The organism is Enterococcus sp. S22(2020) (assembly GCF_020295385.1).
In the GTDB taxonomy this organism is placed as follows: Bacteria; Bacillota; Bacilli; order Lactobacillales; family Enterococcaceae; genus Enterococcus_L; species Enterococcus_L dunnyi.
In genome coordinates, this window is sequence record NZ_JACFUD010000006.1 from 52,916 (window position 1) to 75,912 (window position 22,997).

Annotated in this window: 21 protein-coding genes and 1 other annotated feature; of the genes, 8 read left to right on the plus strand and 13 right to left on the minus strand. The window is 37.8% G+C overall.

All coding sequences use genetic code 11. The features are described 5' to 3' along the window. Positions 1-2: 2 nt before the first annotated feature. Entirely contained in the window at positions 3-872 is an 870-nt protein-coding gene (locus H3T55_RS12920) for an SPFH domain-containing protein (protein WP_225534922.1), read from the minus strand. Between the two features lie 162 nt (positions 873-1,034). Between H3T55_RS12920 and H3T55_RS12925 the strand changes: the two genes are divergently transcribed. Next, the gene (locus H3T55_RS12925) at positions 1,035-2,006 is read left to right on the plus strand and encodes a ring-cleaving dioxygenase (RefSeq protein WP_225534921.1); all 972 of its coding nucleotides are present in this window, start codon (positions 1,035-1,037) and stop codon (positions 2,004-2,006) included. A 21-nt stretch (positions 2,007-2,027) separates the two neighbouring features. Continuing rightward, complete coding sequence (locus tag H3T55_RS12930; protein ID WP_087642260.1) at positions 2,028-2,648, plus strand: flavin reductase family protein; 621 nt, start codon at positions 2,028-2,030, stop codon at positions 2,646-2,648. Between the two features lie 315 nt (positions 2,649-2,963). Here the strand turns inward: H3T55_RS12930 and H3T55_RS12935 are convergent, their stop codons facing one another. The 5 genes from H3T55_RS12935 to H3T55_RS12955 all read right to left on the minus strand — a co-directional run bounded on the left by H3T55_RS12935 (position 2,964) and on the right by H3T55_RS12955 (position 8,615). Continuing rightward, the gene (locus H3T55_RS12935) at positions 2,964-3,317 is read right to left on the minus strand and encodes an iron-sulfur cluster biosynthesis family protein (protein ID WP_225534920.1); all 354 of its coding nucleotides are present in this window, start codon (positions 3,315-3,317) and stop codon (positions 2,964-2,966) included. Positions 3,318-3,352: 35 nt separating this feature from the next. Beyond that, positions 3,353-4,498: a non-hydrolyzing UDP-N-acetylglucosamine 2-epimerase gene (gene wecB, locus H3T55_RS12940; RefSeq protein ID WP_225534919.1), complete on the minus strand. Its 1,146-nt coding sequence runs from the start codon at positions 4,496-4,498 to the stop codon at positions 3,353-3,355. Between the two features lie 15 nt (positions 4,499-4,513). Further along, positions 4,514-5,005, minus strand: a complete 492-nt coding sequence (locus tag H3T55_RS12945) for a gamma carbonic anhydrase family protein (RefSeq protein WP_225534918.1) — start codon at positions 5,003-5,005, stop codon at positions 4,514-4,516. Positions 5,006-5,121: 116 nt separating this feature from the next. Then, positions 5,122-6,888, minus strand: coding sequence for a multidrug efflux ABC transporter subunit EfrB (efrB, locus tag H3T55_RS12950; protein ID WP_225534917.1), 1,767 nt, complete (start codon positions 6,886-6,888; stop codon positions 5,122-5,124). After that, positions 6,885-8,615 carry an ABC transporter ATP-binding protein gene (locus tag H3T55_RS12955; protein ID WP_225534916.1) on the minus strand — a complete coding sequence of 577 codons (1,731 nt, stop codon included), beginning with the start codon at positions 8,613-8,615 and terminating at the stop codon, positions 6,885-6,887. Before H3T55_RS12955 ends, efrB begins: the two co-directional genes overlap by 4 nt. Before the next feature lie 190 nt (positions 8,616-8,805). Between H3T55_RS12955 and H3T55_RS12960 the strand changes: the two genes are divergently transcribed. The 3 genes from H3T55_RS12960 to rnjA all read left to right on the plus strand — a co-directional run bounded on the left by H3T55_RS12960 (position 8,806) and on the right by rnjA (position 11,370). Continuing rightward, positions 8,806-9,198, plus strand: coding sequence for a YbaN family protein (locus H3T55_RS12960; protein ID WP_225534963.1), 393 nt, complete (start codon positions 8,806-8,808; stop codon positions 9,196-9,198). 287 nt (positions 9,199-9,485) lie between these two features. Beyond that, positions 9,486-9,698: a DNA-directed RNA polymerase subunit epsilon gene (locus H3T55_RS12965; RefSeq protein WP_010770914.1), complete on the plus strand. Its 213-nt coding sequence runs from the start codon at positions 9,486-9,488 to the stop codon at positions 9,696-9,698. 1 nt (position 9,699) lies between these two features. Beyond that, positions 9,700-11,370: a ribonuclease J1 gene (rnjA, locus tag H3T55_RS12970; protein WP_087642253.1), complete on the plus strand. Its 1,671-nt coding sequence runs from the start codon at positions 9,700-9,702 to the stop codon at positions 11,368-11,370. Positions 11,371-11,517: 147 nt separating this feature from the next. Here rnjA and H3T55_RS12975 read toward each other — a convergent pair whose 3' ends face one another. Then, entirely contained in the window at positions 11,518-11,967 is a 450-nt protein-coding gene (locus tag H3T55_RS12975) for a universal stress protein (RefSeq protein ID WP_087642252.1), read from the minus strand. A gap of 168 nt (positions 11,968-12,135) precedes the next feature. Here H3T55_RS12975 and H3T55_RS12980 point away from each other — a divergent pair, with 168 nt between their 5' ends. Beyond that, positions 12,136-12,285, plus strand: coding sequence for a hypothetical protein (locus H3T55_RS12980; RefSeq protein ID WP_087642251.1), 150 nt, complete (start codon positions 12,136-12,138; stop codon positions 12,283-12,285). A gap of 454 nt (positions 12,286-12,739) precedes the next feature. Here the strand turns inward: H3T55_RS12980 and H3T55_RS12985 are convergent, their stop codons facing one another. The 4 genes from H3T55_RS12985 to H3T55_RS13000 form a co-directional block, all read right to left on the minus strand. Then, positions 12,740-12,940, minus strand: a complete 201-nt coding sequence (locus H3T55_RS12985) for a cold-shock protein (protein WP_069636133.1) — start codon at positions 12,938-12,940, stop codon at positions 12,740-12,742. Positions 12,941-13,086: 146 nt separating this feature from the next. Beyond that, positions 13,087-13,788, minus strand: a complete 702-nt coding sequence (gene radC / locus H3T55_RS12990) for a RadC family protein (protein WP_087642250.1) — start codon at positions 13,786-13,788, stop codon at positions 13,087-13,089. Positions 13,789-13,842: 54 nt separating this feature from the next. Continuing rightward, positions 13,843-14,505 carry an HAD family hydrolase gene (locus H3T55_RS12995; protein ID WP_176372908.1) on the minus strand — a complete coding sequence of 221 codons (663 nt, stop codon included), beginning with the start codon at positions 14,503-14,505 and terminating at the stop codon, positions 13,843-13,845. Between the two features lie 54 nt (positions 14,506-14,559). Then, positions 14,560-15,861 carry a bifunctional folylpolyglutamate synthase/dihydrofolate synthase gene (locus H3T55_RS13000; RefSeq protein WP_225534915.1) on the minus strand — a complete coding sequence of 434 codons (1,302 nt, stop codon included), beginning with the start codon at positions 15,859-15,861 and terminating at the stop codon, positions 14,560-14,562. A 365-nt stretch (positions 15,862-16,226) separates the two neighbouring features. On the opposite strand from H3T55_RS13000, the gene H3T55_RS13005 reads away from it, so the two are divergent. Both H3T55_RS13005 and H3T55_RS13010 read left to right on the plus strand, forming a co-directional pair. Then, on the plus strand, positions 16,227-18,794 hold the full coding sequence (locus H3T55_RS13005; RefSeq protein WP_225534914.1) for a YfhO family protein: 2,568 nt from the start codon (positions 16,227-16,229) through the stop codon (positions 18,792-18,794). Positions 18,795-18,814: 20 nt separating this feature from the next. Further along, positions 18,815-19,408 (plus strand): TVP38/TMEM64 family protein, encoded by a 594-nt coding sequence (locus tag H3T55_RS13010; RefSeq protein WP_088271220.1) that lies wholly within the window; start codon positions 18,815-18,817, stop codon positions 19,406-19,408. Positions 19,409-19,446: 38 nt separating this feature from the next. Here H3T55_RS13010 and H3T55_RS13015 read toward each other — a convergent pair whose 3' ends face one another. Both H3T55_RS13015 and tpx read right to left on the minus strand, forming a co-directional pair. Further along, positions 19,447-22,092, minus strand: coding sequence for a valine--tRNA ligase (locus tag H3T55_RS13015; protein ID WP_225534913.1), 2,646 nt, complete (start codon positions 22,090-22,092; stop codon positions 19,447-19,449). A gap of 90 nt (positions 22,093-22,182) precedes the next feature. After that, positions 22,183-22,405 (minus strand) — a binding site (T-box leader). A gap of 44 nt (positions 22,406-22,449) precedes the next feature. Further along, positions 22,450-22,941, minus strand: coding sequence for a thiol peroxidase (gene tpx / locus H3T55_RS13020; protein WP_225534912.1), 492 nt, complete (start codon positions 22,939-22,941; stop codon positions 22,450-22,452). Between the last annotated feature and the right edge of the window lie 56 nt (positions 22,942-22,997).

A 22,997-nucleotide genomic window follows, 5' to 3' on the forward strand; every position in this document is an offset into this window, starting at 1 on the left:
CTTTAGCGCTCAGTCACATCGCCTGTATTAATGACGGGCTGAGTGCCTTTATCGGTAATGATTGAGACTAATAAATTATTGATCAATTGAATCTTACGATCGTCGGTAAAATTGATTTCCTGTCCTTCTTCAATTTGTTCTAAAGCCATCTGAGTCATGGACACTGCGCCTTCAACGATTGTTTGGCGTGCTGATAAAATAGCTTTCGCTTGTTGTCTTTGCAGCATCGCACTAGCAATTTCAGTCGCATACGCCAGATGATTCAAGCGTGTTTCAATCACCTCAACTCCAGCAACTGCTAAACGCTCTTGCAATTCTTTCGCTAGTTCTTCTGAAACCTCATTAGTATTTCCTCTCAAGGTCAAATCATCGTCATTAAATGTATCATATGGATATTGTGTCGCAATGTGACGAATCGCAGTTTCACTTTGAATTTCCACAAAATCCTGATAACGATCTACATCAAACAATGCTCTTGCTGTATCGACGACTTTGAAAACAATGACTGCAGAAATCTCAACTGGATTACCATCTGAATCGTTTACTTTCAGCAAAGAACTATTAAAATTTCTGACCTTCAATGAAACATTGATTTTTTGAGTTAAAGGAGTCGTCACAAATAGACCGTTTTCCTTGATCGTTCCTAAATACTGCCCAAAAAATAAAATGGCTTTGGCTTGATTCGGACTAACGATCGTCAACGAGCTTAAGAATAATCCGGAAATCACCCACAAAACAATACTGACTGTGATCATTGCAATACTTTCATCTGTTACCCCAAAATAAAAACAATAACCGCCGATCACAATCAAGATGATCAAAACAACTAAAGCAATGTATCCATTGACATGAAACGTTTTTTTCTCTTCCATTTTTGTCCCTACTTTCTTTCATAGAATGATTATTCTCATCTTACTCTTCTTTCAAGGTTCTATCAATAGTTAGAGAAAGTCAAAGTAGTTGATAAATCAACTATTTTAATGTAAACTTACTTTTAGTAAGTTTATTATTTAAAACATTTGGAGGTTTCTATCATGAATACAACTATCAAAGGCATTCATCACGTTACTGCAATGACATCTAGTGCAGAAAAAATCTATCAGTTCTTTACGGATATCTTAGGGTTACGCTTGATCAAAAAGACAGTCAATCAAGACGACATTCAAACCTACCATTTATTTTTTGCAGATGATTTAGGCTCTGCTGGTACAGACATGACTTTTTTTGATTTTCCTGGTCTACCTAAAGGAACAAAAGGAACGAATACTATTTCCCGTACTTCTTTTCGTGTAAAAAATGATGCTTCATTAGACTACTGGATCGATCGCTTTAATGAACACGACATAGATCATGGTCCAATTCAAGAACGTTTTGGAAAAAAATATCTAGAATTTGAGGATTTTGACAACCAACGTTATCAACTGATTTCAGATGAGCAAAACCATGGCGTGGCTGCTGGTGTTCCTTGGAAGAAAACAGATGTCCCTGCTGAACATGCTTTGATCGGCTTAGGTCCAGTTTTTGTGACAGTAACGAATTTTGAGCATATGCAGTTGGTATTAGCTGAAGTATTAGGATTTAAATTAGTCGATGCGGAAGGAAGTTTTCACTTATTTGAAGTAGGCGAAGGCGGAAATGGTGCCAGCATTATCGTTGAACATCGTGAGGATCTTCCAGAAGCACAAGAAGGCTTCGGAAATGTGCATCATTTAGCATTGCGTGTTGAAGATGAAGATGCATTACGTTTTTGGATCGATAGAATCGCTAAACTGCGCTTCCCTAACTCCGGCTTTGTCGAACGCTTCTATTTTAAATCTGACTACTTTAGAGCTGCTCCACAAGTCTTGTTTGAATTAGCTACTGACGGTCCAGGATTTTTAGAAGATGAAACCTATGAATCTGCTGGTGAAAAACTATCTTTACCACCTTTTCTAGAAGGTAAACGACAAGAAATCGAAGCAGATGTTCGACCTTTTGATACTTCTTCGGCTAATATTCAGCGCTAAAAAAAGAATGGGAGAAAAAGAATGCTACATTATTCAACAAAAAATTTATCAAAAAAGCAGAGTTACAAATTTTTATCGGGCAGTATCATCCCTCGTCCGATCGCGTGGGTAACATCTATGAATCATGAATCACAGGTGATCAATGCTGCGCCTTTCAGTTTTTTCAATGCTGCAGCTTCTGAGATTCCCTTAGCAACGCTATCCATTCTTAGACAAAATACTGAGATGAAGGATACTGCTCGAAATATTCTGGATACAAAAGAGTTAGTTATCCATTTGATCAATGACGCACACGTGGAACAAATGAATCAAACCTCTGCTCCATTGCCACCTGAACAAAGTGAAATCAGCCTGAATCAGATCGAAACTGTTCAAAGTCGTTCTGTTAAGGTTCCAGGTATCAAAGGAGCACCGCTTCGAATGGAGGCTCGGCTGCATCAATATGTTCCGATCAAAAATCAACAAGAGCAGATCATTACGGATTTGTTCATCGTTGAAATCACTGACTTTTATTTCGATGAAGAAATTTTCGATCAAGAAAATGAGTATATTTTACCTGAAAAATTCAACCCGCTTGCACGATTAGCAGGTGCAACTTTTGCTCATATCGATGGATTATTTGATTTAAAAAGACCGAATTAAAAGAAGCTGAGACAAAAGTCGATTTTTAGGAACATAGCGAATAACCTGACTTTTGATCCCTGTTCATTAAATTTTAGAGTGTCTGGAACAAAACTCTGCGAGTCAAATCCCGTACACCTGTAATCCGGATAAACGGTGAGAGCAGAAGCAATCCCACTACGTTGCACTCCGATCTCATCAAATGCTAAGGGCTAAAGCCCTAAGGTTTGAAGGTCGGAAATAAGCTAGAATTCACAAAAATTTGGAAAATAATTTTCGTGAATTCTTTCTTATTTCTCGGGATTAAACACTTCTGTCTCAACCTCTCATACTTTTTCACTTTCCTCTTAAATCTACGATTGGAACATTTCCATCTAAAATCCCACTGGAGCTATTTAACTTTAGAACCTGTAAACGAGGGTCCACTGCTAAGGTCATTTCCTTATCCAAATAACGATGAGAATAATCTTTGATGTAAATTGTTCCTAAATCTGATTCTACCGTAGCGCTAAAATCTGAGCGATCCTGCGCTTGATCCAGTAATAAAATCCGAAAACTTGTATCCAATGAACAAACACCCATTTTTGAATATCTTCCAACACCATCATCTAAATCCAAAACGATCACTGCATTATTTTTCGCATACGGCATCAACTTTTGTTTCGCTTCTTCACTAATATTCAAGTACATATAGATCACTCCTACTCTATTTTATTTAACGATTTTTAAGCTTGAAAGGCAGATGGTGCCTTTTCTGTTTGTTGGAACTCATAAGCGATTGCTTCAAGAATCCGCTGACTTGCTTTACCATCACCGTATGGATTTTCAGCATGAGCCATTTCTTTATAAGCCGATTCATTCGTCAATAACTCAGTGACTGCTTCATAAACGATTTGTTGGTCTGTTCCGACTAGTTTCAACGTCCCTGCTTTGACACCTTCCGGGCGCTCTGTTGTATCTCTTAAAACCAATACAGGAACCCCTAAAGATGGCGCTTCTTCTTGAACACCGCCAGAATCTGTCAATATCAAATAGCTACGTGCTGCAAAATTTTGAAAATCAACGACATCCAGTGGTTCAATCAAGTGAACACGGTCTAGCCCGGCTAAGTAAGTTTCAGCAACCTCACGAACTTTTGGATTTTTGTGCATTGGAAAAACCACATCGATATCAGGATTTTCTTCAACGATTTGGTGAACAGCCTTAAATACTTGTTCCATCGGTATGCCTAAATTCTCACGTCTGTGCATCGTCATCAAAATCAAACGTTGGCTTTCCCCAATTGCTTCCAAAACCTCATTCTGATAATCATCAGTGATCGTATAATCCATGGCATCGATCGCCGTATTTCCGGTGACATAAATATGCTTTTTCGGGTGATTCTCTTTCAATAAGTTCTCTTTACTTTCCATTGTCGGTGCAAAATAGATATCAGTCAAATCATCTACAAGCTGACGATTCAATTCTTCTGGGAACGGAGAATATTTTTCCCACGTACGTAATCCTGCTTCAACATGTCCGATCATGATCTGATGATAAAAAGCAGATAAAGCAGCAGCAAATGATGTCGTTGTATCCCCATGAACCAATACTATGTCTGGTTTTTCCGTCTGTAATACATCGGTCAAATTAGTCAGAACCTGGCTTGTGATATCAGCGAGTGTTTGTCCAGCTTTCATGATATCCAAATCATAATCGGGTGTGATCTGGAAATCAGCCAATACTTGATCCAGCATTTGCCGATGTTGCGCAGAAACAGTCACTACGGACTCAAATTGTTCTGGATGCTGTTCTAATTCTTTAATCAGCGGAGCCATTTTAATAGCCTCTGGTCTAGTACCGAATACGGTCATTACTTTGATTTTTTTCATCAGCGATTCATCCTTTCACGTTAAACGGGGATATTTTTCTTCAAGAAATTCTTTTGAGCGTGCGACATACTGTTGAGCATTTTCTTTATTTTTGCGAATCTCTTCTCTCGTCAACGGTCGAATCACTCTGGCTGGACGCCCAAAGGCCAGCACATTCTCTGGAATTTCAACTTCTTCCGTGACGAGAGAACCTGCTCCGATCAAACTATTTTTACCTATCTTTGCATGATTTAAGATCGTTGAACCCATACCGATCAACGCACCGTCTTCAATTCTACAGCCGTGGAGCATACATTGATGTCCGATCGTTACATTTTTTCCTATCATGACCGCCGCATCCGCATCGACATGGATGATCGTACCATCCTGAACGTTACTTCCTGTATCGATCTTAATCGTATTATTATCTCCTCTTAGTACCGCTTGAAACCAAATACTAACATCTTTGGCTAAGTCCACCTTTCCATATACATCAGCACTTGGTGCAATAAAATACTCTTTTGTCATCTGATCCACCTCTTTTATTATCTTTAGTATAACAAATTTTGTGAAATAGTAAGATCAATACGTTCCTTCAAATCAAGAAAAAAAAGGACACCGAAATCGATGTCCTTTTGCAGATATTAATCGTAATCGCCGTCTTCAGCGAACTGACTGTTATAAAGTTTTTCATAAAAACCGCCCTGCTGCAGCAGTTCATTGTGTGTGCCTTTTTCAATGATTTCTCCTTGATTCATCACAAGAATCAAATCAGCTTCTCTGATCGTTGATAAACGATGGGCGATCACAAAGCTCGTCCGTCCTTCCATTACTCGATCCATTGCCTTTTGGATCAAAGCTTCCAATCGAGTATCGACAGAACTCGTTGCTTCATCTAAAATCAAGATTTTTGGATCAGAAATCACAGCTCTGGCAATCGTCAATAATTGTTTTTGACCGAGTGAAACATTATCGCCTTCAGAATTGATTTCCATATCATAACCATCTGGCATCGTACGGATAAAATGATCTACATTCGCCGTTTTGGCTGCATCGACGATTTCATAATCTGTTGCATCCAATTTACCAAAACGAATATTATCCGCGATCGTTCCTTCGTATAGCCAAGCATCTTGTAAAACCATGCCGAAAACAGAGCGAACATCACTTCGATTCATGGTTTTCGTATCGATCCCGTCAACTTTGATGGCTCCTTCATTTACATCGTAAAAACGCATCAATAAATTGATCAAGGTTGTTTTACCTGCTCCTGTAGGTCCGACAATCGCCACTGTTTGACCAGCTTTTACTTCAAAATTCAGATTTCTGATCAATGGTTTTTCAGGATCATAGCTAAAGCTGACATTTTCAAACTGAACAGAACCATGTAGCTTCGCTGGTAAAGGAACATCTTGTTCATTCAATTCTTCTTCCGGCTCATCTAAAATTTCAAAAACTCGTGTCGTTGCTGCCGAAGCGCTTTGCAAAGCTGCTGATAATTGGGTAATGTTCCCCATGGGCTGACTTACTTGCCAAATATATTGAATAAAGGCTTGTAACTGACCCACAACGATCACACCAGTAATAACGTAGTAACTTCCTAAAACAGCCATACCGATATACGTTCCATAAGCAGTCATTTGCACAAGCGGCAACATCAATCCAGAAATAAACGATGCTTTAAACCCAAAATTATTTAAATTGTGGTTGACCTTTTTAAATCCATTCAATGTTTCCTTTTCACGGCCATACAATTTCAATACGCTAAAACCAGTCATATTTTCTTGAACATATCCGTTCAAATCACCAAGGGCATTTTGCATCCCTTGGAAGTATTTTTGTGAAAACCCAACGATCGTTTTTGAAATAAACAGTGATAACGGAATCATCACAAGAGAGATCACTGCCATCAGCCAGTTGATATAAAACATCATTGCGATCGCCATCACGATGCCCAATACTGCAGAGACAATATTGATAAAGCTTTGTTGCATCGCGTTACTTACTGCATCTACGTCATTTGTTACACGAGATAAAATATTCCCTTGTTGATTCTTATCAAAATAAGATACAGGCAAACGATTGATTTTTTCGTCGATATCCGTACGCAGATCACGCATCGAATGCTGAACCACGGATGCCATCAAATACCCTGATAAAAACTGTGCCGCACAATAACCGATCCCAACAATCAAAATCCAAATCAGGCATTGGATGATGTATGGATAATTCAACCCTTCACCGGCTGCTACGTTTTTACTGATTTCTGTGATCGGCAAACCAGAGACATATGGCATCGCCGCATTAAAAGCAACTGTCAGGATCGTAAAAATAATCACTAAGATAAACGTTCCTTTGTAAGGATTGACGTACCTTCCTAAACGTTTTATAGAAGAGAATGCGTTTTTCATGCTAATTCCTCCTCTGACAATTGAGAAGCCGCAATATCATAATAGATCGGGCAATTCTCAAGTAATTCGCGGTGCGTACCGATACCGACTACATCACCTTCATTTAAAACGATGATCTTATCGGCATGCATGATCGTACCCACACGCTGGGCAACGATCAAGACCGTTGATTCTTTTGTTTCTTTTTTTAATCGAGCTCTTAAATTAGCATCTGTCTGATAATCTAAAGCGGAAAAGCTGTCATCAAAAATATAGACTTCTGGACGACGGATCACTGCTCTAGCAATAGCTAAACGTTGCTTTTGTCCTCCAGAGAAGTTTGTTCCACCTTCTGAAAGCAGTTCATCATATCCATCTGGTTTTTGCGAAATAAATTCTGAAGCTTGCGCAATATCTGCCGCCTGTTCCATTTCTTCCAGCGTCGCATCTTCTTTTCCGTACCGCAGATTTTCTGCGATCGTTCCAGTAAACAGCAATGCTTTTTGCGGAATATAGCCGATCTTGTTTCTTAAAGCACTTAGCTTATACTCACGTACATCAATACCATCAAGCAACACTTGGCCTTCTGATACATCGTAAAAGCGTGGGATCAGTTGGATCAATGTTGATTTGCCGCTTCCGGTACTTCCAATAAAGGCAACTGTTTCACCTGGTGAAGCTTTAAAACTCACATTGCGGATCACCGGACTTTCAGAATGACCTGGATAAGCAAATGTTACATTCTTAAATTCTAAGTAGCCCTTTGTTTCTGTTTCTGTGATACCTGCTTCATTTTCACGAATCACAGGCTCCATATCAAAAGCTTCTTGTATCCGACGGGCAGATACAGCAGCTCTCGGATACATCATAAACACACTTGCAAATAACATAAATGAGAACAACGCATGGAAAATGTACTCGATAAAAGCAATTAAATCTCCTACTAGTAAGCTGCCGTGATCGATTTGAAGCGCACCATTCCAAATGATCAATACCATCACGATATTGAATAAGAAAAAGAAGCCAGGTTGCGCTGCTGCCATCAAACGGAACAGACTTTTTGAGCTTTTTGTATACTCTTCATTGACCTTACTAAATCGGCTTTCCTCAAATTTCTCATTGACAAAAGCCCGAATCACCCGCAAGCCCGAAAGATTTTCTCTTAAAATACCATTGATTCCATCAAGATTCTTTTGCTGCTTATTAGATAATGGTTCAGAGACTTTAGCAATCAAAACAACCGCGATCAAAAGAAAGGGCAAAGCACCCAATACAAACCAACCTAAAGATGGGCTCGTGCGTACGACCATAAACAAACTGACAAAAAACATCATCGGCGTCATAAAACCGATACGTAAAATATTCCCCATAAACAACATGATTTGATAAGCATCATTCGTTGTTCTTGTGATCAAAGAAGAAACACCGATCGTTTCATATTCACGATGGGAAAAAGTCTGTACCTTTTCAAATAAATCATCGCGAATATCCCGAACGATATTCGTCGTTATCCGAGCGCCGAAATATCCCAGCATGATATTCATCGCTACCCCAATAACGGTGATCACGATCATCAATAATCCTTGCTGCTTTACATAATCATAGTCGTTATTTTTAATACCAACATCGATCATACGTGCTAAAATCGTTGGTAATCCTAGCTCTATCAAAATAAATCCAAACACACAAATGAAATCTAAAAACAATAATTTCTTGTATCTCATCGTGTAACGCCACATCAATTTCAATCAATCATCTCCTCTTTCATTTTTTGATCCAGTACTCCCACTATAGCATAAACATGAGGGGTAGGTAAATTATATTTAGGTGAAATTTTTTATGGAATTATATGTAGGAAAAACAGAACAGCCTCAGCTATGGTATAATGATAATTCCTTGATTTTTACATTATTTAATGAAAGCGATGGACATATTCGAATGAAAAAATTTCTTTATATTTCTTTAGGCGGTTTTACTTTTGGTTTAGGTACTCTAGGAATCTTTTTACCCATTTTACCGACAACCGTCTTTTACCTTCTAACAGCCTTTTTCTGGATGCGCAGCTCAGAAAAATTATATACAAGATTCATCAATTCCAGCTATTATCAAAAATATATTCAAGAATCGATCGTGGAAAAGAAAATCACTCCTCTAGGACGAGTAAAATTATTCACAACTTTATTCATTATTTTCGCGATTCCCTGCTTGATCGTGCGTAATCCTTTTATGACTATGACTTTGAGCTTTGTCTATGTAGTCCACTTGATCGCACTGAATCTATACTTTAATAAAAAGAACGGAAAAGAAACAGAAAAGCCCGAACGATCGTAAGTTTTTCTTTAAAGTCGTAAGTCTGTTTCTATACTTATTTATTATTCTGTGATAAAATACTTATTAATTGTTGTTCAGTACAACACAACGGACGGTTGAAAGAAAGATAATTTCCATAATAAGAACAATGAAGCAAAGTCGAGGCTTCATTACATCATCAACGAATGTTTTTGGTGGCAATTGTTTTTTTAAGGTGGTCAGCCACCTCGTTTTGTTGTGTTCAAAATTACTGTAAAAAATAAGACATACATAATCAACTGCTGAGGCAGATAAAGGAGAAGATACTTATGATCTATAAAGTTTATTATCAAGAAACAAAAACACGCAATCCAAAAAGAGAAGATACAAAATCAATCTACGTTGAAGCTGAAAATGACGTTATCGTGCGTCAGCAAGTAGAAGAAAATACCCCATACAATATTGAGTACATCCAAGCACTTGATGAAAATCATTTAGCTTATGAACAAGAGCATGCGGAATTCTCATTAACGGAGTTTTAATATGAAAGTAAATATTAAAAATAATGAAACCGGCGTTTTTGCAATCGGTGGTTTGGGCGAAATCGGAAAGAACACTTATGGGGTTCAATTCCAAGATGAGATCATTATTATTGATGCCGGAATCAAATTTCCGGAAGATGATCTTTTAGGGATCGATTATGTTATTCCTGATTACAGCTATATCGTCCAAAATCTGCACAAAGTTAAAGCGCTGATCATCACGCATGGACACGAAGATCATATTGGAGGCGTACCGTTTCTTTTACGCCAGGCGAACATTCCAATTTATGCTGGTCCATTAGCGTTAGCTTTGATCACTAATAAATTGGATGAGCACGGGCTATTACGAGATGCTGATCTACACGAAATCAATGAAGATACAGTGATCCGTTTTCGTAAAACGTCTATCAGTTTTTTCCGTACGACGCACAGTATCCCAGATGCTTTGGGTGTTGTCGTTAAAACACCTTCGGGCAATGTCGTTGCTACAGGAGATTTCAAGTTTGACTTCACGCCTGTCGGTGAGCCTGCAAATCTTCATCGTATGGCCAAATTAGGAGAAGAAGGCGTATTGTGTCTATTATCGGATAGTACCAATGCTGAAATTCCAACCTTTACAAAATCAGAAAAAACCATTGGCTCTTCTATTTTGAAAATATTTGAAAAAATAGAAGGACGAATCATTTTTGCCAGTTTTGCTTCAAATATTTTTCGTCTTCAACAAGCTGCAGATGCAGCTGTCAAGACCGGACGTAAAATTGCCGTCTTTGGTCGAAGCATGGAAAATGCAATCGTTAATGGCGAACAGCTGGGTTATATCAATGTGCCTAAAGGGACATTTGTCGATGCCTCTGAGCTGAATCAGCTTCCTGCTGGAGAGACGATGATTTTATGTACAGGTTCTCAAGGTGAGCCGATGGCTGCACTAAGTCGTATTGCTAATGGTACTCACCGTCAAATTTCTATTCAACCTGGAGATACAGTTATTTTTTCAAGCTCTCCAATTCCAGGAAATACAACAAGTGTCAACCGCTTGATCAATCTGCTTTCAGAAGCTGGTGCTGAAGTGATTCATGGAAAAATCAATAATATCCATACTTCTGGTCATGGTGGACAAGAAGAGCAAAAATTGATGCTGCGTTTGATGAAGCCTAAGTATTTTGTTCCCGTTCATGGTGAATTTAGAATGCTAAAAATCCATGCATCACTTGCTCAAGATGTAGGCGTTCCATCGGAGAATTGCTTTATCATGGAAAATGGAGATGTCTTGGCTTTGACAGCTGATAATGCGCGTATTGCTGGTCACTTTAATGCCAATGATGTTTATGTCGACGGGAATGGCGTAGGAGATATCGGAAACGTTGTATTGCGTGACCGCCGTATCCTTTCCGAAGAAGGGCTTGTTCTAGCTGTTGCTACAGTTGATATCAAAAATAAAGAAATATTAGCTGGTCCAGACATCCTATCACGTGGTTTTGTCTACATGAGAGAATCTGGGGAAATGATCCATGAAGGTCAGCGTTTATTGTTTAATGCAATTCGTGAAGCGCTTCGTGATGAGAATTGTACAGAAGCAAAATTGTGTGATGCAATTTCAGCAGCCTTACAGCCATTCTTATTTGAAAAAACAGAACGACACCCAATGATCTTACCGATGATTATGACATCGTAATCAATATGACAACAAAAAGGCCCGTTTGGAATAATTCCAAACGGGCCTTTTTTTATTAGTCTTATTTAATTTTCAGTTCTTACTGTATCTTCAAATATTTGTAAGAAAGTAGATAACTTGCCGATTGTTCATCTTTTTCCAGGTTATTTACATTGTATGATTGACCACCAGTACGTTGGCTTTGGTGTGATTGACAACATAAGACGTTGTTGATCCTACCATCATTCTTTGGAAGCCGTTCAAACCAGTTCGACCGATGACAATTAAGTCAATCGGTTCTTCAGATTCTGAAAAATCAGCAATCAATGTTTTAGGATACCCGTACATCACATAAGTCAATACATTGAACACACCAGCATCTAGAGCTTTCTCTTTTCTTTTTTTCATTTCTTCTTCTTCTTTTACTCGAAGTTCTTCCATCATTGTGCCCATCGACATCGTTAACTCGCCAAAATAGTTTCCCATTTCTTCAATCACATATAAAACATGTAGTGCAGCATTGTTTCGTTTGGCTATCTTGATTGCTTCTTCAAATGCTTTCTCAGCTTGTTCTGAACCATCCACAGCAACTAAAATATTTTTGTACGATTCGCTCATGATAAAAACCTCCTTTGGTTGTATCTCTATTATACAACGAAAAAACGCTTTCAACAAAAGAATTGAAACTTTTCTCTTTACAGCTTTGATAAATCATGATATAGTAACCGTGGAATTTCGTTATCAGATATCGTTGCCTTTCAAAGAACTACGAAAGGAGAATCAACTATGACATTTGGTAATAAAGTATTAAAATACCGTGTAGCGCTTGATACAGAGAAAAATTTGTTTATGGCTATCGATGCAAATAACCAAGCAAATGTTGCTTATGGTATCACGATTACACAAGCAGTAAAGAAATTGAAAAAATCTATTTAAGGAGTTACAACCTAAATGAGCGATTCAAGTTCTAATACGATTTAAAGGCATCTAGTGGATAAATAATCACGGATGCCTTTTTTGTTTGTCCAAAAATTGATTTCTCTGTTTTTGTTTATGTTGAAAAGTATTGGCTTTTTTATCTTATCGATGGCAGGCTATTAACTCAACATCTGCTTTGAACTACTTCCTTATGCTTAGGTGTACTTATCTTCTCATATCCTCATTTTGATTGAATTTCTCCAGATGTTTCACTAGTTCGGTGACGATGTCCTTTTCGATTTCTTAGTACTGTTTGCAGTTTTGTGCGTAGCTTTAGGTCGTGTTTCACTAGTAGGGTAACTACGCTCTCTTCGCTCGCCTAGTACTGTTCAACATCTGCTCTGCGCAGCAGTCGCAGTGTTTCACAGCAAAAAAACATCCGACTTTCGTCAGATGTTTTGGAATGGATGAATTAGTTTTTTTCTACGTTAACTGCTTGAGGTCCACGATCTGAATCTTCAACGTCGAAGCTTACTGATTGACCTTCTTCTAAAGTTTTGAATCCGTCTCCTTGGATAGCTGAGAAGTGTACGAATACATCGCTTCCGTCTTCGCGAGAGATAAATCCAAACCCTTTTTCTGCATTAAACCATTTTACTGTTCCTTGTTCCATTCTTTGTTCCTCCTCGTGCTTAAGCACTAAATATTGTAACATTGCCCGTGTACGATAGAGGGTTTTTTAATAAAAACTTCTATATGCCCCAAACAAGATTACACATCCATTGTACATGCGAAGCCTTATTTTTGCAAGAAATCTAATTAGTCTGAACTGAAAAAATTTTCTTCTCTCATACTGATGTAAGATTGCTCACCAATGATGATATGATCAAGAACTTCAATTCCCATCATTTTTCCACAGTCCTGTATTCTTTGCGTAAAATGAACATCACTTTCAGAAGGAACCGGATTACCACTTGGGTGATTGTGGGCAAGAATCAGACGCGCGGCAGAATATTTCACAGCACTACGAAAGATTTCTCTTGGATGAGCCACACTTTGATTCAATGATCCTTTAAAAACAGTTTCTTGTTTTATGACTTCATTCTTTGTATTCAAATATAAACAGACGAGATGCTCCTGCTGAAAATCTTGTAATTCATACATCAGATTTTGGGCAATCTGATAGCTTGACGAAACTTTTCCCAGCTTCATTTGTGTGCTCTGTTGAATGCGATAACCAAATTCGATTGCCGCTCTTAATTCAATCGCCTTTATTTTGCCGATCCCTTTAATTTCCATCATTTCAGTGATCGTCGCATTTTTCAGTTCATAAAGATGATGAAAATAATTCAAAAACTTTGATGCAACTTCCATGACATTTATACTTTTCGAACCTGTTCTTAATAAAATCGCTAATAGTTCTTGATTTGATAAAGCCTTTTCTCCCACAACCTCTAATCTTTCTCTTGGAAGGCAGTCTTCCGGCATCTCTCTGATAAACAGCTTTTCTTCTTTAATCAAAAAATCACTCCTTCATACGTTTCTCTCTATAAGATACGCAAAGGAGTGAAGAAATTATTTTTTCAAAAAGTCAGGAGCTTGGGTCAAGCTTTCAAAGATTTCAATCGTTTTTTCTCTGATTTCTTCTGTTGGCGGTAAAAGATCTGGTACCATGATCACAGGTATACCAGCTGCAGCAGCTGCTGTTACGCCATGGAATGAATCTTCAAAAATCAACGTATGTTCAGCCTCTGTTCCTAGAAAAGCTAATGCCTTTTGGAAGATTTCCGGATCTGGTTTTGCACGAGTCACATCTTCAGCAGAAACAATTCCTGAAAAACGTTCTTTGATCCCTGCTCCATCTAATAAAAGCTCAATAGCTGGACGGACATTGCTTGAAGCAACCATTCTTGGAATTTTTTGTTCATCAAGATAATCCAGTAACTCTATAACACCTTCTTTTAATGGAACTTCACCAGATTCAAATACTTTGATCGTATCTGCATAAGAACGTTCGATAAACTCAGCTACTCGCTCTTCACCAAATTCTTTATAAATTTCATGATAATTTGCCTGTACCTCTTCATCTGATACGCCTAAAAATTTTAAATAGAGTTCTTTGCTATACGGAAATTCCATCACATCGGCAATTTTTTGCGTTGATTGATAGTAAATCAATTCTGTGTCAAACAACAAACCATCCATATCAAAAATAATTCCATCTGTCTTTCTCATCATTTCCTCCTAAATTAAAAGCATCAGGTCATCTTTGTAAGATTCCCTTTGGCTAAATTATAAGTTTAGTAATAACTCACGAACCTGAGAAACAAAGTAAAGTGAACCTGTCACTAGCATAACATCATCCGAAGACATTTTTTCTAAAATTTCGCCTAAACCAAACTGCCATAAAGAAACTATCTCGGTCTTATGATCTTCAAGATGCTCCATTTTCGTCAAATCAATGGCTTTTGGATATTCAAAAGTCGTCAAATACAGATGAACATTCGGAACTTGTTTTAGTATACTGATCATCTGATCGACATTCTTTGTAGAAAGAGCGGAAAAAAGAATATGGATCTCACGACCAGAAAATTCCTTTTTAAGATTGTCCGCCAAACGACGAACAGCATGATCATTATGAGCACCATCTAAAATAATCAACGGCTCATCGCTGATTTTTTCCATGCGAGCGGGCCATTGGGCCTTAGCAAGTCCTTGATACACATCTCGATCTCTAAAATTGATCTGACGCAACTGACAATATAAATAGAACAATTGGATCGCAACTGCAGCATTTTCTATTTGATGGCGTCCTAGTAAAGGAATTTTTATATTTGGTAATTTGCCAGCGTCTCCATAAAAATGAAATGTTTCGCCCCAACTTTTATCAGGATGTAGGTAATCGACCTTATAGTCTTGATTATAACGGTACATTCGACTATGTCTTTTGTGAGCCTCTGCTTCAATAACGGCTAAGGCATTTTCTTCAATGTTACCTGTGACGACTGGTATATTTTCTTTGATGATACCTGCTTTTTGGAAGGCGATTTTTTCCAGTGTGTCACCTAAAATTTCAGTGTGATCTTTCCCGATCGTCGTAATTGCTGTCAAGATCGGCTTTACTATATTAGTGCTATCCAATAATCCACCTAATCCAACTTCGACAATCGCAATATCTACTTGCTTATCTAAAAAATAATCCAGCGCCATTACTGTCAATGTTTCGAATTCTGTAATACCTGATACTGATGCATCCTGATCCATTTCCTTGATCAGCGGCTGATATTTTTCTACGTACTTTATGATTTGATGATCAGGTATCCCTTGTCCATTGATCGCTATCCGTTCGTTAAAATGTTCAATGTAAGGAGAGGTAAATGTACCTACCTTTAAGCCCAGCTCTTCTAACATACAACGTAGATATGTAACAGTCGATCCCTTTCCATTCGTTCCGGCAATATGAATCGTGGGGACTTTTTCTTCTGGATTTCCGACACGTGTCAATAAAGCTTCGACACGATCAAGTCCTGGTCTTGAGCCAAATGGCAGTCTACTGTGGATCCATTCAATTGCTTCTTCTATCGTTAGTGTCATCATATCAACTCCTCATTCTCCATTATAGCGAAAGGCTACCTTCTTTTCACTAATTAATGTTTTTAATTCTGAAAACAGTCAAATTTGTCCAAAAACTTGGACATTTTTTAAAAAAAGGGTAAAAAAATGAGAGGCAACGTCAAATCGTGGGCTGCTATGATAAAATAAACAAGACTATATGTATAAAGTGAGATGCAATATTTTGCCTCATTATTATGTTTCATGCTAGACTTATTTTTTAGGTCTTATCCAATCTTTTTTTATTTCATAGCTTTGTTGCAGGTAGTTCGTTTGATTTTTTAGATTGATTGAACCTTTATCCTAAAACAGCGATAAATCATTAGTATAAAGGAGTATTATGAACCATGTCGAAAAGAAAAAAGTATTTTTTACTAAGCGGGAGCTTTCTGCTTCCATTTTTCCTGCTGATCATTCTTTGGTCTTGCTTAAATCTAGCGCCTTTTGGAAATAATAATTTATTAGTCAGCGATTTAGGCACACAATATATGCCTTTTTTAAGTGCGTTCAAACAATTTTTCCAAGGAGATTCCTATTCTCTCTATTCATTTTCAGATGCTCTTGGCGGAACTATTCTACCGTTGACTGCTTATTATTTGTTAAGTCCTTTCAATTTTCTGGTGTTATTATTTCCTTATGATCAACTGCCGATCGTGATTTTATTGATCATCACATTGAAGATTTCTTTCATGGGAACTTCAATGTTCTATTACCTTAATAAAACATATTCACAAGCGTCCACAGCTACCCTATTATTTTCAACTTCTTATAGCTTATGCGGTTTTGTGACTGTTTATAGTTTGAATTTCATGTGGCTGGATGCTTTGATCCTGCTGCCACTTCTTGTATTAGGTATTCAGCGATTATGGGACAAGAAGAAATATTGGTTGTATGCCAGCGTTCTCTTTTTCTCCATTGTCACCAATTATTATATGGGCTATATGCTTTGCATTTTCGCTGTTTGTTATAGCCTTTATTGGTACTATCAAAAATCATCTGTTTCTGAGAAAAAATCACTTTGGCATTTCATCAAAGAAGGTCGTTTATTCTTTGTGACTTCTTTCTTTACCGGGATCAGTACTAGTTTCATCCTGATTCCCGCGGTGGAAGGAATGCTTTCGACGAATAAAACAAACTTTGAGTGGCAAACTTTTTTACCTAAGCCCAAATTTGGTCCCGATGTTCTTTCACAATTTGGTTTAGGCAATGTCAATTTTGATACACGTTTAGATCACTTACCAACTGTCTTCTCAGGTATATTGATGGTCTTGCTTTTTCTTGCTTACTTCCAGCTTAGTACGATATCTAAAAAGGAAAAGCTTGGAGCTGCAGCTTTGGTAGGGTTCATTTTCCTTAGTTTTTGGCTGGAGTTGGTCAATACCATTTGGCATATGTTCCAAAGTCCAGCAGGTTTTCCATATCGAAATACATTTATCTTTAGCTTTTTGATCATCAAATTTGCTTATGAAGCCTTTCTGGAATTAAAAAAAGGAGAGAAATTAAGGATCATCGTTCCTAGTGTTTTTTCAGCTTTATTGATTATCGGATATATCTCTTTGAAGTTTTCAAATCACAGAGATTTTTTACTTGAAGATCACTACTATCTTTTTAGTTTGTTCAGCATTTGGATCATTTATGGATTGATCATATTCATTCAGCGAAATAACGGTAGAAAGAAAACAAGTGCATTTATTATAATGTGCCTAGTTGTCAGTTTTGAATTGAGTTTCAATTTTTGGATCAGCTTCAAGGATATTCCTTTTGGAAACCAGGAAACGTTTAGTAAAACAGCAAAAATTCAAAATGAAATCATTTCAGATTTAGAAAATAAGCAGTCTGGTTTATCTCGTATCAAACAAACGATCAATTCTAACGATGCTGGGTATCAAGAAAAAAATAACGGCTACAACAACCCACTTTTTTACGGCTACGCTGGTGTTTCAAGTTATACATCGACTTTAGAAGCTAAGACTCAAAAAACATTGCAGGAACTAGGGCTCTATCAAAAAAATGATCGAAGAATCGCTTATGTCGATGAATCAAATGTGATTAACCTATTATTGAATGTTGGCTATCAAGTGACACCCGATAAAAAAGCGAATCAAGAAGATATCTCCAGAGATTCTTCGACTCATGTTTATCAAAATGCTGAAGCGATCGGCATGGGCTTTCTAGTACCAAACGAATTTGACTCTATCAAACTTACCAAGAATCAACCGTTAAAAAATCAAGAAACAATTTTACAAAGTATCAGAAAAAAACAGTCTAATTACTTTCAATCTGCCGAAAAAACATTTTGGTCCGTTCAATCTGAGAATAATTATACGTTGACAGTAAAAACAACTGCTAATGGTGAATTATACCTTTATATTCCTGATATCAATTGGAAGAAAATCACCTCTTTCAAGGTAAATGGGAAAAAAATCGAACCCTCTATCTATATTGCAACGAATCAAATTTTCAATTTAGGTTATTATAAGAAAAATGAGATCGTACAATTGCAATTAGAAACGGAAAAAACACTAAAAAAAGATACGATCGACCTGAAAACATTGTCTCAGTCACAATTTGATTCTTTAGTGGCACAACAAAAAGAACAAGCACTTCAGCTTACTAGACATACCTCTGGTGTTTTGACTGGCACGATAACTGTTGAAAAAGATGATTCATCATTACTTTATCTGTCCATTCCTTACGATAAAGATTGGAAAATAACAGTTGACGGAAAAAAAGTTGACAGTCATCGTATCTTAGGCAATTTCACAGGAATAGAACTACCATCAGGTACACACAAAATCAGTATGCGTTATTATCAGAAGAATTTGATCATAGGTACTTTCATTAGCATTTCTGTACTTTTAGGCGTATTCTTTTATCAACTGTTCAAAAGAATTTCAAAGAAAAAATCAGCTTGAGTAAGAGAGGAATTTCCAGTATGGAGAGAACGTTTTTAAAGCGAATCATTTATGTATTGCCGATTCTAGGAGTTCTATGCTTTACAGCTTTAGTAATTTACGGCTATTCTATAGGAATTTTTCGTTCTGTTCAGTCACTTCAAACGTTTATCGATCAGTTTGGTGAATATGCTGTGTTTATTTTCATTTTTTTACAAATCCTTCAAGTCATTGTCCCGATTCTTCCTGGCGGGATTTCCACAGTTGTCGGTATGTTGATGTTTGGTAATCTTCAAGGATTGTTTTATAGCTATATTGGTTTGATCATTGGAGAAATCATTGTTTATTGGCTTGCTCGCTATTACGGCAAATCCTTTGTACGATTGATTTTATCAAAAAAACGTTACCTCAAATTTGAACGAATGGTTGACCGTCCTCAAAAAGGAATCAAAAAACTTATGATCTTAACGTTGTTAGTTCCTTTTGCACCAGATGATTTGGTCTGTTTAGTTGCTGGACTAACTGAGTTGCCATTTAAAGAGTATATGAAAATTCTGTTGATTTTCAAATTTTGGTCTGTAGCCACTTATGGGTATGCTATATTATTTTTATTCAATCGATTCTTGATACGCTAAAAAGGGAATGGCATTTTAAGCCATTCCCTTTTTTTCATTTATTCAACGGTACGTAATTGGGCAATTCGTTCCTTCACAACTACTTGTTTTTCTAGATAATCTTTTTCTTTTTCTTTTTCTGCCTGAACCACTTCATCCGGCGCATTCGCTACAAAGCGTTCATTCGCTAATTTTCCTTGCACGCGTTTTACTTCTTGCGTCCACTTTTCTAATTCTTTCTCTAAACGAGCAATTTCTTCTTCAATATTGATCAGTCCTGCAAGCGGCAAATAAAGTTCTGCTCCTGTTAGAACAGCAGACATAGCTAATTCAGGTGCTGTAATATCACTTGAAATCGTCAACTCTTCCGGGTTACAGAAGCGTTCAATATAACTTGTGTTTTCGACCAAAAACTTGTCGACAGCTGCATCATTTGTTTTGATCAATAAGGTGATTGGTTTAGATAATGGTGTATTCACTTCTGCTCGAATGTTTCGGACTGCACGAATCAATTCTTTTAGAACTTCCATTCCGCGAGCAGCCGTTTCGTCAGAAAACTCTTCATGTACGACTGGGTACTCTGCAATGACTAGAGATTCTCCTTGATGCGGGATGTTTTCCCAGATTTCTTCGGTTACAAACGGCATGATCGGGTGTAACAAACGTAAAATCTGATCTAGTGTATACACTAAAATGCTACGTGTTGTTTGTTTAGCCGCTTCATTTTCACCATATAAGATTTCCTTACTCATTTCAATATACCAGTCACAGAAATCATCCCAGATGAAGTTATACAATTGGCGGCCGGCTTCACCAAACTCAAACCGTTCAAAGAAGTCAGTTACTTTTTCAACTGTTTCATTCAGGCGTGTCAAGATCCAACGATCAGCAACTGTCTTCTCACCGCTAAAGTCGATGTCTTCAAAAGTCATCCCTTCAACGTTCATGATCACAAAACGGCTGGCGTTCCATATTTTGTTGATAAAGTTCCAAGCAGCATCCATTTTTTCATAGCTAAAGCGCATATCCTGACCTGGTGCTGAACCGTTTGACAAGAACCATCTTAATGCATCTGCACCATATTTTTCGATAACTTCCATCGGATCGATCCCGTTACCTAAAGACTTACTCATCTTACGCCCATCTTCTGCACGGATCAATCCATGCATCAAGACATTTTTAAATGGCCGCTGTTCTGTAAATTCTAAACTTTGGAAAATCATCCGGCTTACCCAGAAGAAAATGATGTCATATCCTGTAATCAGCGTACTTGTTGGGAAATAACGTTGGTAATCTTCAGCATTCGTGTCCGGCCAGCCCATTGTTGAAAATGGCCATAGTGCTGAACTGAACCATGTATCTAAAACATCGGCATCCTGAATCCAATTTTCTGCATCTTCCGGCGCTTCCATACCAACATACATTTCGCCTGTTTCTTTATGGTACCAAGCCGGGATTTGATGACCCCACCATAATTGACGGGAAATAACCCAATCGTGGACATTGTCCATCCAGCGCAAGAACGTTTGGTCAAAACGCGGCGGGAAAAATTCAACTGCATTGTCTGTCTTTTGATTTTCGATCGCCTTTTCAGCTAATGGCGCCATTTTAACGAACCACTGTGTAGATAGTCTTGGCTCAACAACAACACCTGTCCGTTCTGAATGACCGACACTATGGTTCATTGTTTCAATTTTGATCAAACGACCCATTTCTTTTAAATCAGAAACGATCATTTTTCTTGCAGCAAAACGGTCCATACCTTCATATTTACCAGCAAGCTCATTCATGGAACCATCTTCATTCATGACATTGACACGAGGAAGATCATGACGGTTACCAACTTCAAAGTCATTTGGATCATGAGCTGGCGTGATTTTTACAACGCCTGTTCCAAATTCCATATCGACATATTCATCTGCAATGATCGGGATTTCTTTATTTACCAAAGGCAATGTTACTGTTTTACCAATTAAAGCTTGATAGCGTTCGTCTTCCGGATGAACGGCGATTGCAGTATCTCCTAACATTGTTTCAGGCCGAGTTGTCGCAATTTCTACCACTCCAGTTCCGTCAGTCAGTGGATAACTCATATGGTAAAACGCACCTTCGATATCTTTGTGGATCACTTCGATATCCGATAAAGCGGTCTTCGCTTTGGGGTCCCAGTTGATGATGTATTCCCCACGATAAATCAGATCTTTTTCATATAACGAAACAAACACTTTGCGGACAGCTTGAGACAATCCTTCATCTAAGGTAAAACGTTCACGGCTATAATCTAAAGACAAACCCATTTTTGCCCACTGTTCACGAATATGGGAAGCATATTCTTCTTTCCAGTCCCATACTTGTTCGACAAACTTTTCACGCCCTAAATCATAACGAGAAATTCCTTCTTCGGCTAACTTTTCTTCAACTTTTGCTTGAGTAGCAATTCCAGCATGATCCATTCCAGGTAACCACAATGTGTCAAATCCCTGCATTCTTTTTTGACGAATGATCATATCTTGCAATGTTGTATCCCAGGCATGTCCCAAGTGTAGCTTACCTGTTACATTTGGCGGGGGAATCACGATCGAATAGGGCTTAGCTTCTTTATTGCCATTTGGTTTGAACAAATCCTGATCCAACCATTTTTGATAGCGACCTTGTTCGATCTCAGTCGGCTGGTATTTGGTTGGTAGATTTTTTTCTTCTGTCATACAAATTCCTTCTTCCTGTTTTTTATCGACTATTTTAGTGAGTATTGATTCAAAGAAACACATAAAAATAAGCCCTAAAATACTTGCGTATTCTAGGGCGCATAATCTTTTTATACGTGGTACCACCTAAATTGTGTCTGCAACTACAAACACCACTTCATTCGTGAGGTAACGATCACGACTCGAATCATTCTACTAAATTCAAATCATCGACTCCCAAGCTACCTTCTTACTGGTTATGTGAAAATCTCCCACCAATCGATCTTCTCTCTAAAACGATGCCAGTAATACTCCTCTTGTTCAACGTCTTTGCTACATTCTACCATTGAAAGTGAACAGAAGTCAATTTCAAAAAAATCATCGAGCAGCTTTTGCTTTTTCTAAGGCCAAATCATAATCCGGCTCTTCAGCAATTTCAGTTGAGACAGCTTCGTAGACAAGTGTCCCTTCTTGATCGATGACAAAAATAGCTCGAGCCAATCGACCCATTGCCGGGATAAATAGACCGTAAGCTTCACCAAATGTTCCTTTTGTATCATGAAGCAACTCCATATCTACACCCTCAGCAGCACACCAATTAGCTTGCTCTTCTTTAGTATTATTGGAAATTGTTATAAATACAACCTCTTCCACTTTAGCAGCTTCTTGATTAAATCGTTTTGTCTGTAAAGAACAAACGCGCGTATCGATATCCGGAACCACGCTGATCAACACTGTTTTACCAGCAAGATCCTTAAGACTCACGATTTCATCATCAAGATTTGGCAACGAAAATGCTGGTGCTTTCATGCCCACCTTAGGCTGTTCACCAATGATTTCAACTTGCTCACCTTTTTTAGTTACGAACATTAACTTCTCCTCCTTAATTTAAAAGCGGAATGAGCCGCTCAATCTCGACTGAAAAA

What these genes read in the sequence shown, in the direction of transcription:
- H3T55_RS12920 (WP_225534922.1), bottom strand. Translation starts at nt 872, where the DNA reads ATGGAAGAGAAAAAAACGTTTCATGTCAATGGATACATTGCTTTAGTT.
- H3T55_RS12925 (WP_225534921.1), top strand. Translation starts at nt 1,035, where the DNA reads ATGAATACAACTATCAAAGGCATTCATCACGTTACTGCAATGACATCT.
- H3T55_RS12930 (WP_087642260.1), top strand. Translation starts at nt 2,028, where the DNA reads ATGCTACATTATTCAACAAAAAATTTATCAAAAAAGCAGAGTTACAAA.
- H3T55_RS12935 (WP_225534920.1), bottom strand. Translation starts at nt 3,317, where the DNA reads ATGTACTTGAATATTAGTGAAGAAGCGAAACAAAAGTTGATGCCGTAT.
- wecB (WP_225534919.1), bottom strand. Translation starts at nt 4,498, where the DNA reads ATGAAAAAAATCAAAGTAATGACCGTATTCGGTACTAGACCAGAGGCT.
- H3T55_RS12945 (WP_225534918.1), bottom strand. Translation starts at nt 5,005, where the DNA reads ATGACAAAAGAGTATTTTATTGCACCAAGTGCTGATGTATATGGAAAG.
- efrB (WP_225534917.1), bottom strand. Translation starts at nt 6,888, where the DNA reads ATGAAAAACGCATTCTCTTCTATAAAACGTTTAGGAAGGTACGTCAAT.
- H3T55_RS12960 (WP_225534963.1), top strand. Translation starts at nt 8,806, where the DNA reads ATGAAAAAATTTCTTTATATTTCTTTAGGCGGTTTTACTTTTGGTTTA.
- H3T55_RS12965 (WP_010770914.1), top strand. Translation starts at nt 9,486, where the DNA reads ATGATCTATAAAGTTTATTATCAAGAAACAAAAACACGCAATCCAAAA.
- rnjA (WP_087642253.1), top strand. Translation starts at nt 9,700, where the DNA reads ATGAAAGTAAATATTAAAAATAATGAAACCGGCGTTTTTGCAATCGGT.
- H3T55_RS12975 (WP_087642252.1), bottom strand. Translation starts at nt 11,967, where the DNA reads ATGAGCGAATCGTACAAAAATATTTTAGTTGCTGTGGATGGTTCAGAA.
- H3T55_RS12980 (WP_087642251.1), top strand. Translation starts at nt 12,136, where the DNA reads ATGACATTTGGTAATAAAGTATTAAAATACCGTGTAGCGCTTGATACA.
- H3T55_RS12985 (WP_069636133.1), bottom strand. Translation starts at nt 12,940, where the DNA reads ATGGAACAAGGAACAGTAAAATGGTTTAATGCAGAAAAAGGGTTTGGA.
- H3T55_RS12995 (WP_176372908.1), bottom strand. Translation starts at nt 14,505, where the DNA reads ATGATGAGAAAGACAGATGGAATTATTTTTGATATGGATGGTTTGTTG.
- H3T55_RS13000 (WP_225534915.1), bottom strand. Translation starts at nt 15,861, where the DNA reads ATGACACTAACGATAGAAGAAGCAATTGAATGGATCCACAGTAGACTG.
- H3T55_RS13005 (WP_225534914.1), top strand. Translation starts at nt 16,227, where the DNA reads ATGTCGAAAAGAAAAAAGTATTTTTTACTAAGCGGGAGCTTTCTGCTT.
- H3T55_RS13010 (WP_088271220.1), top strand. Translation starts at nt 18,815, where the DNA reads ATGGAGAGAACGTTTTTAAAGCGAATCATTTATGTATTGCCGATTCTA.
- H3T55_RS13015 (WP_225534913.1), bottom strand. Translation starts at nt 22,092, where the DNA reads ATGACAGAAGAAAAAAATCTACCAACCAAATACCAGCCGACTGAGATC.
- tpx (WP_225534912.1), bottom strand. Translation starts at nt 22,941, where the DNA reads ATGTTCGTAACTAAAAAAGGTGAGCAAGTTGAAATCATTGGTGAACAG.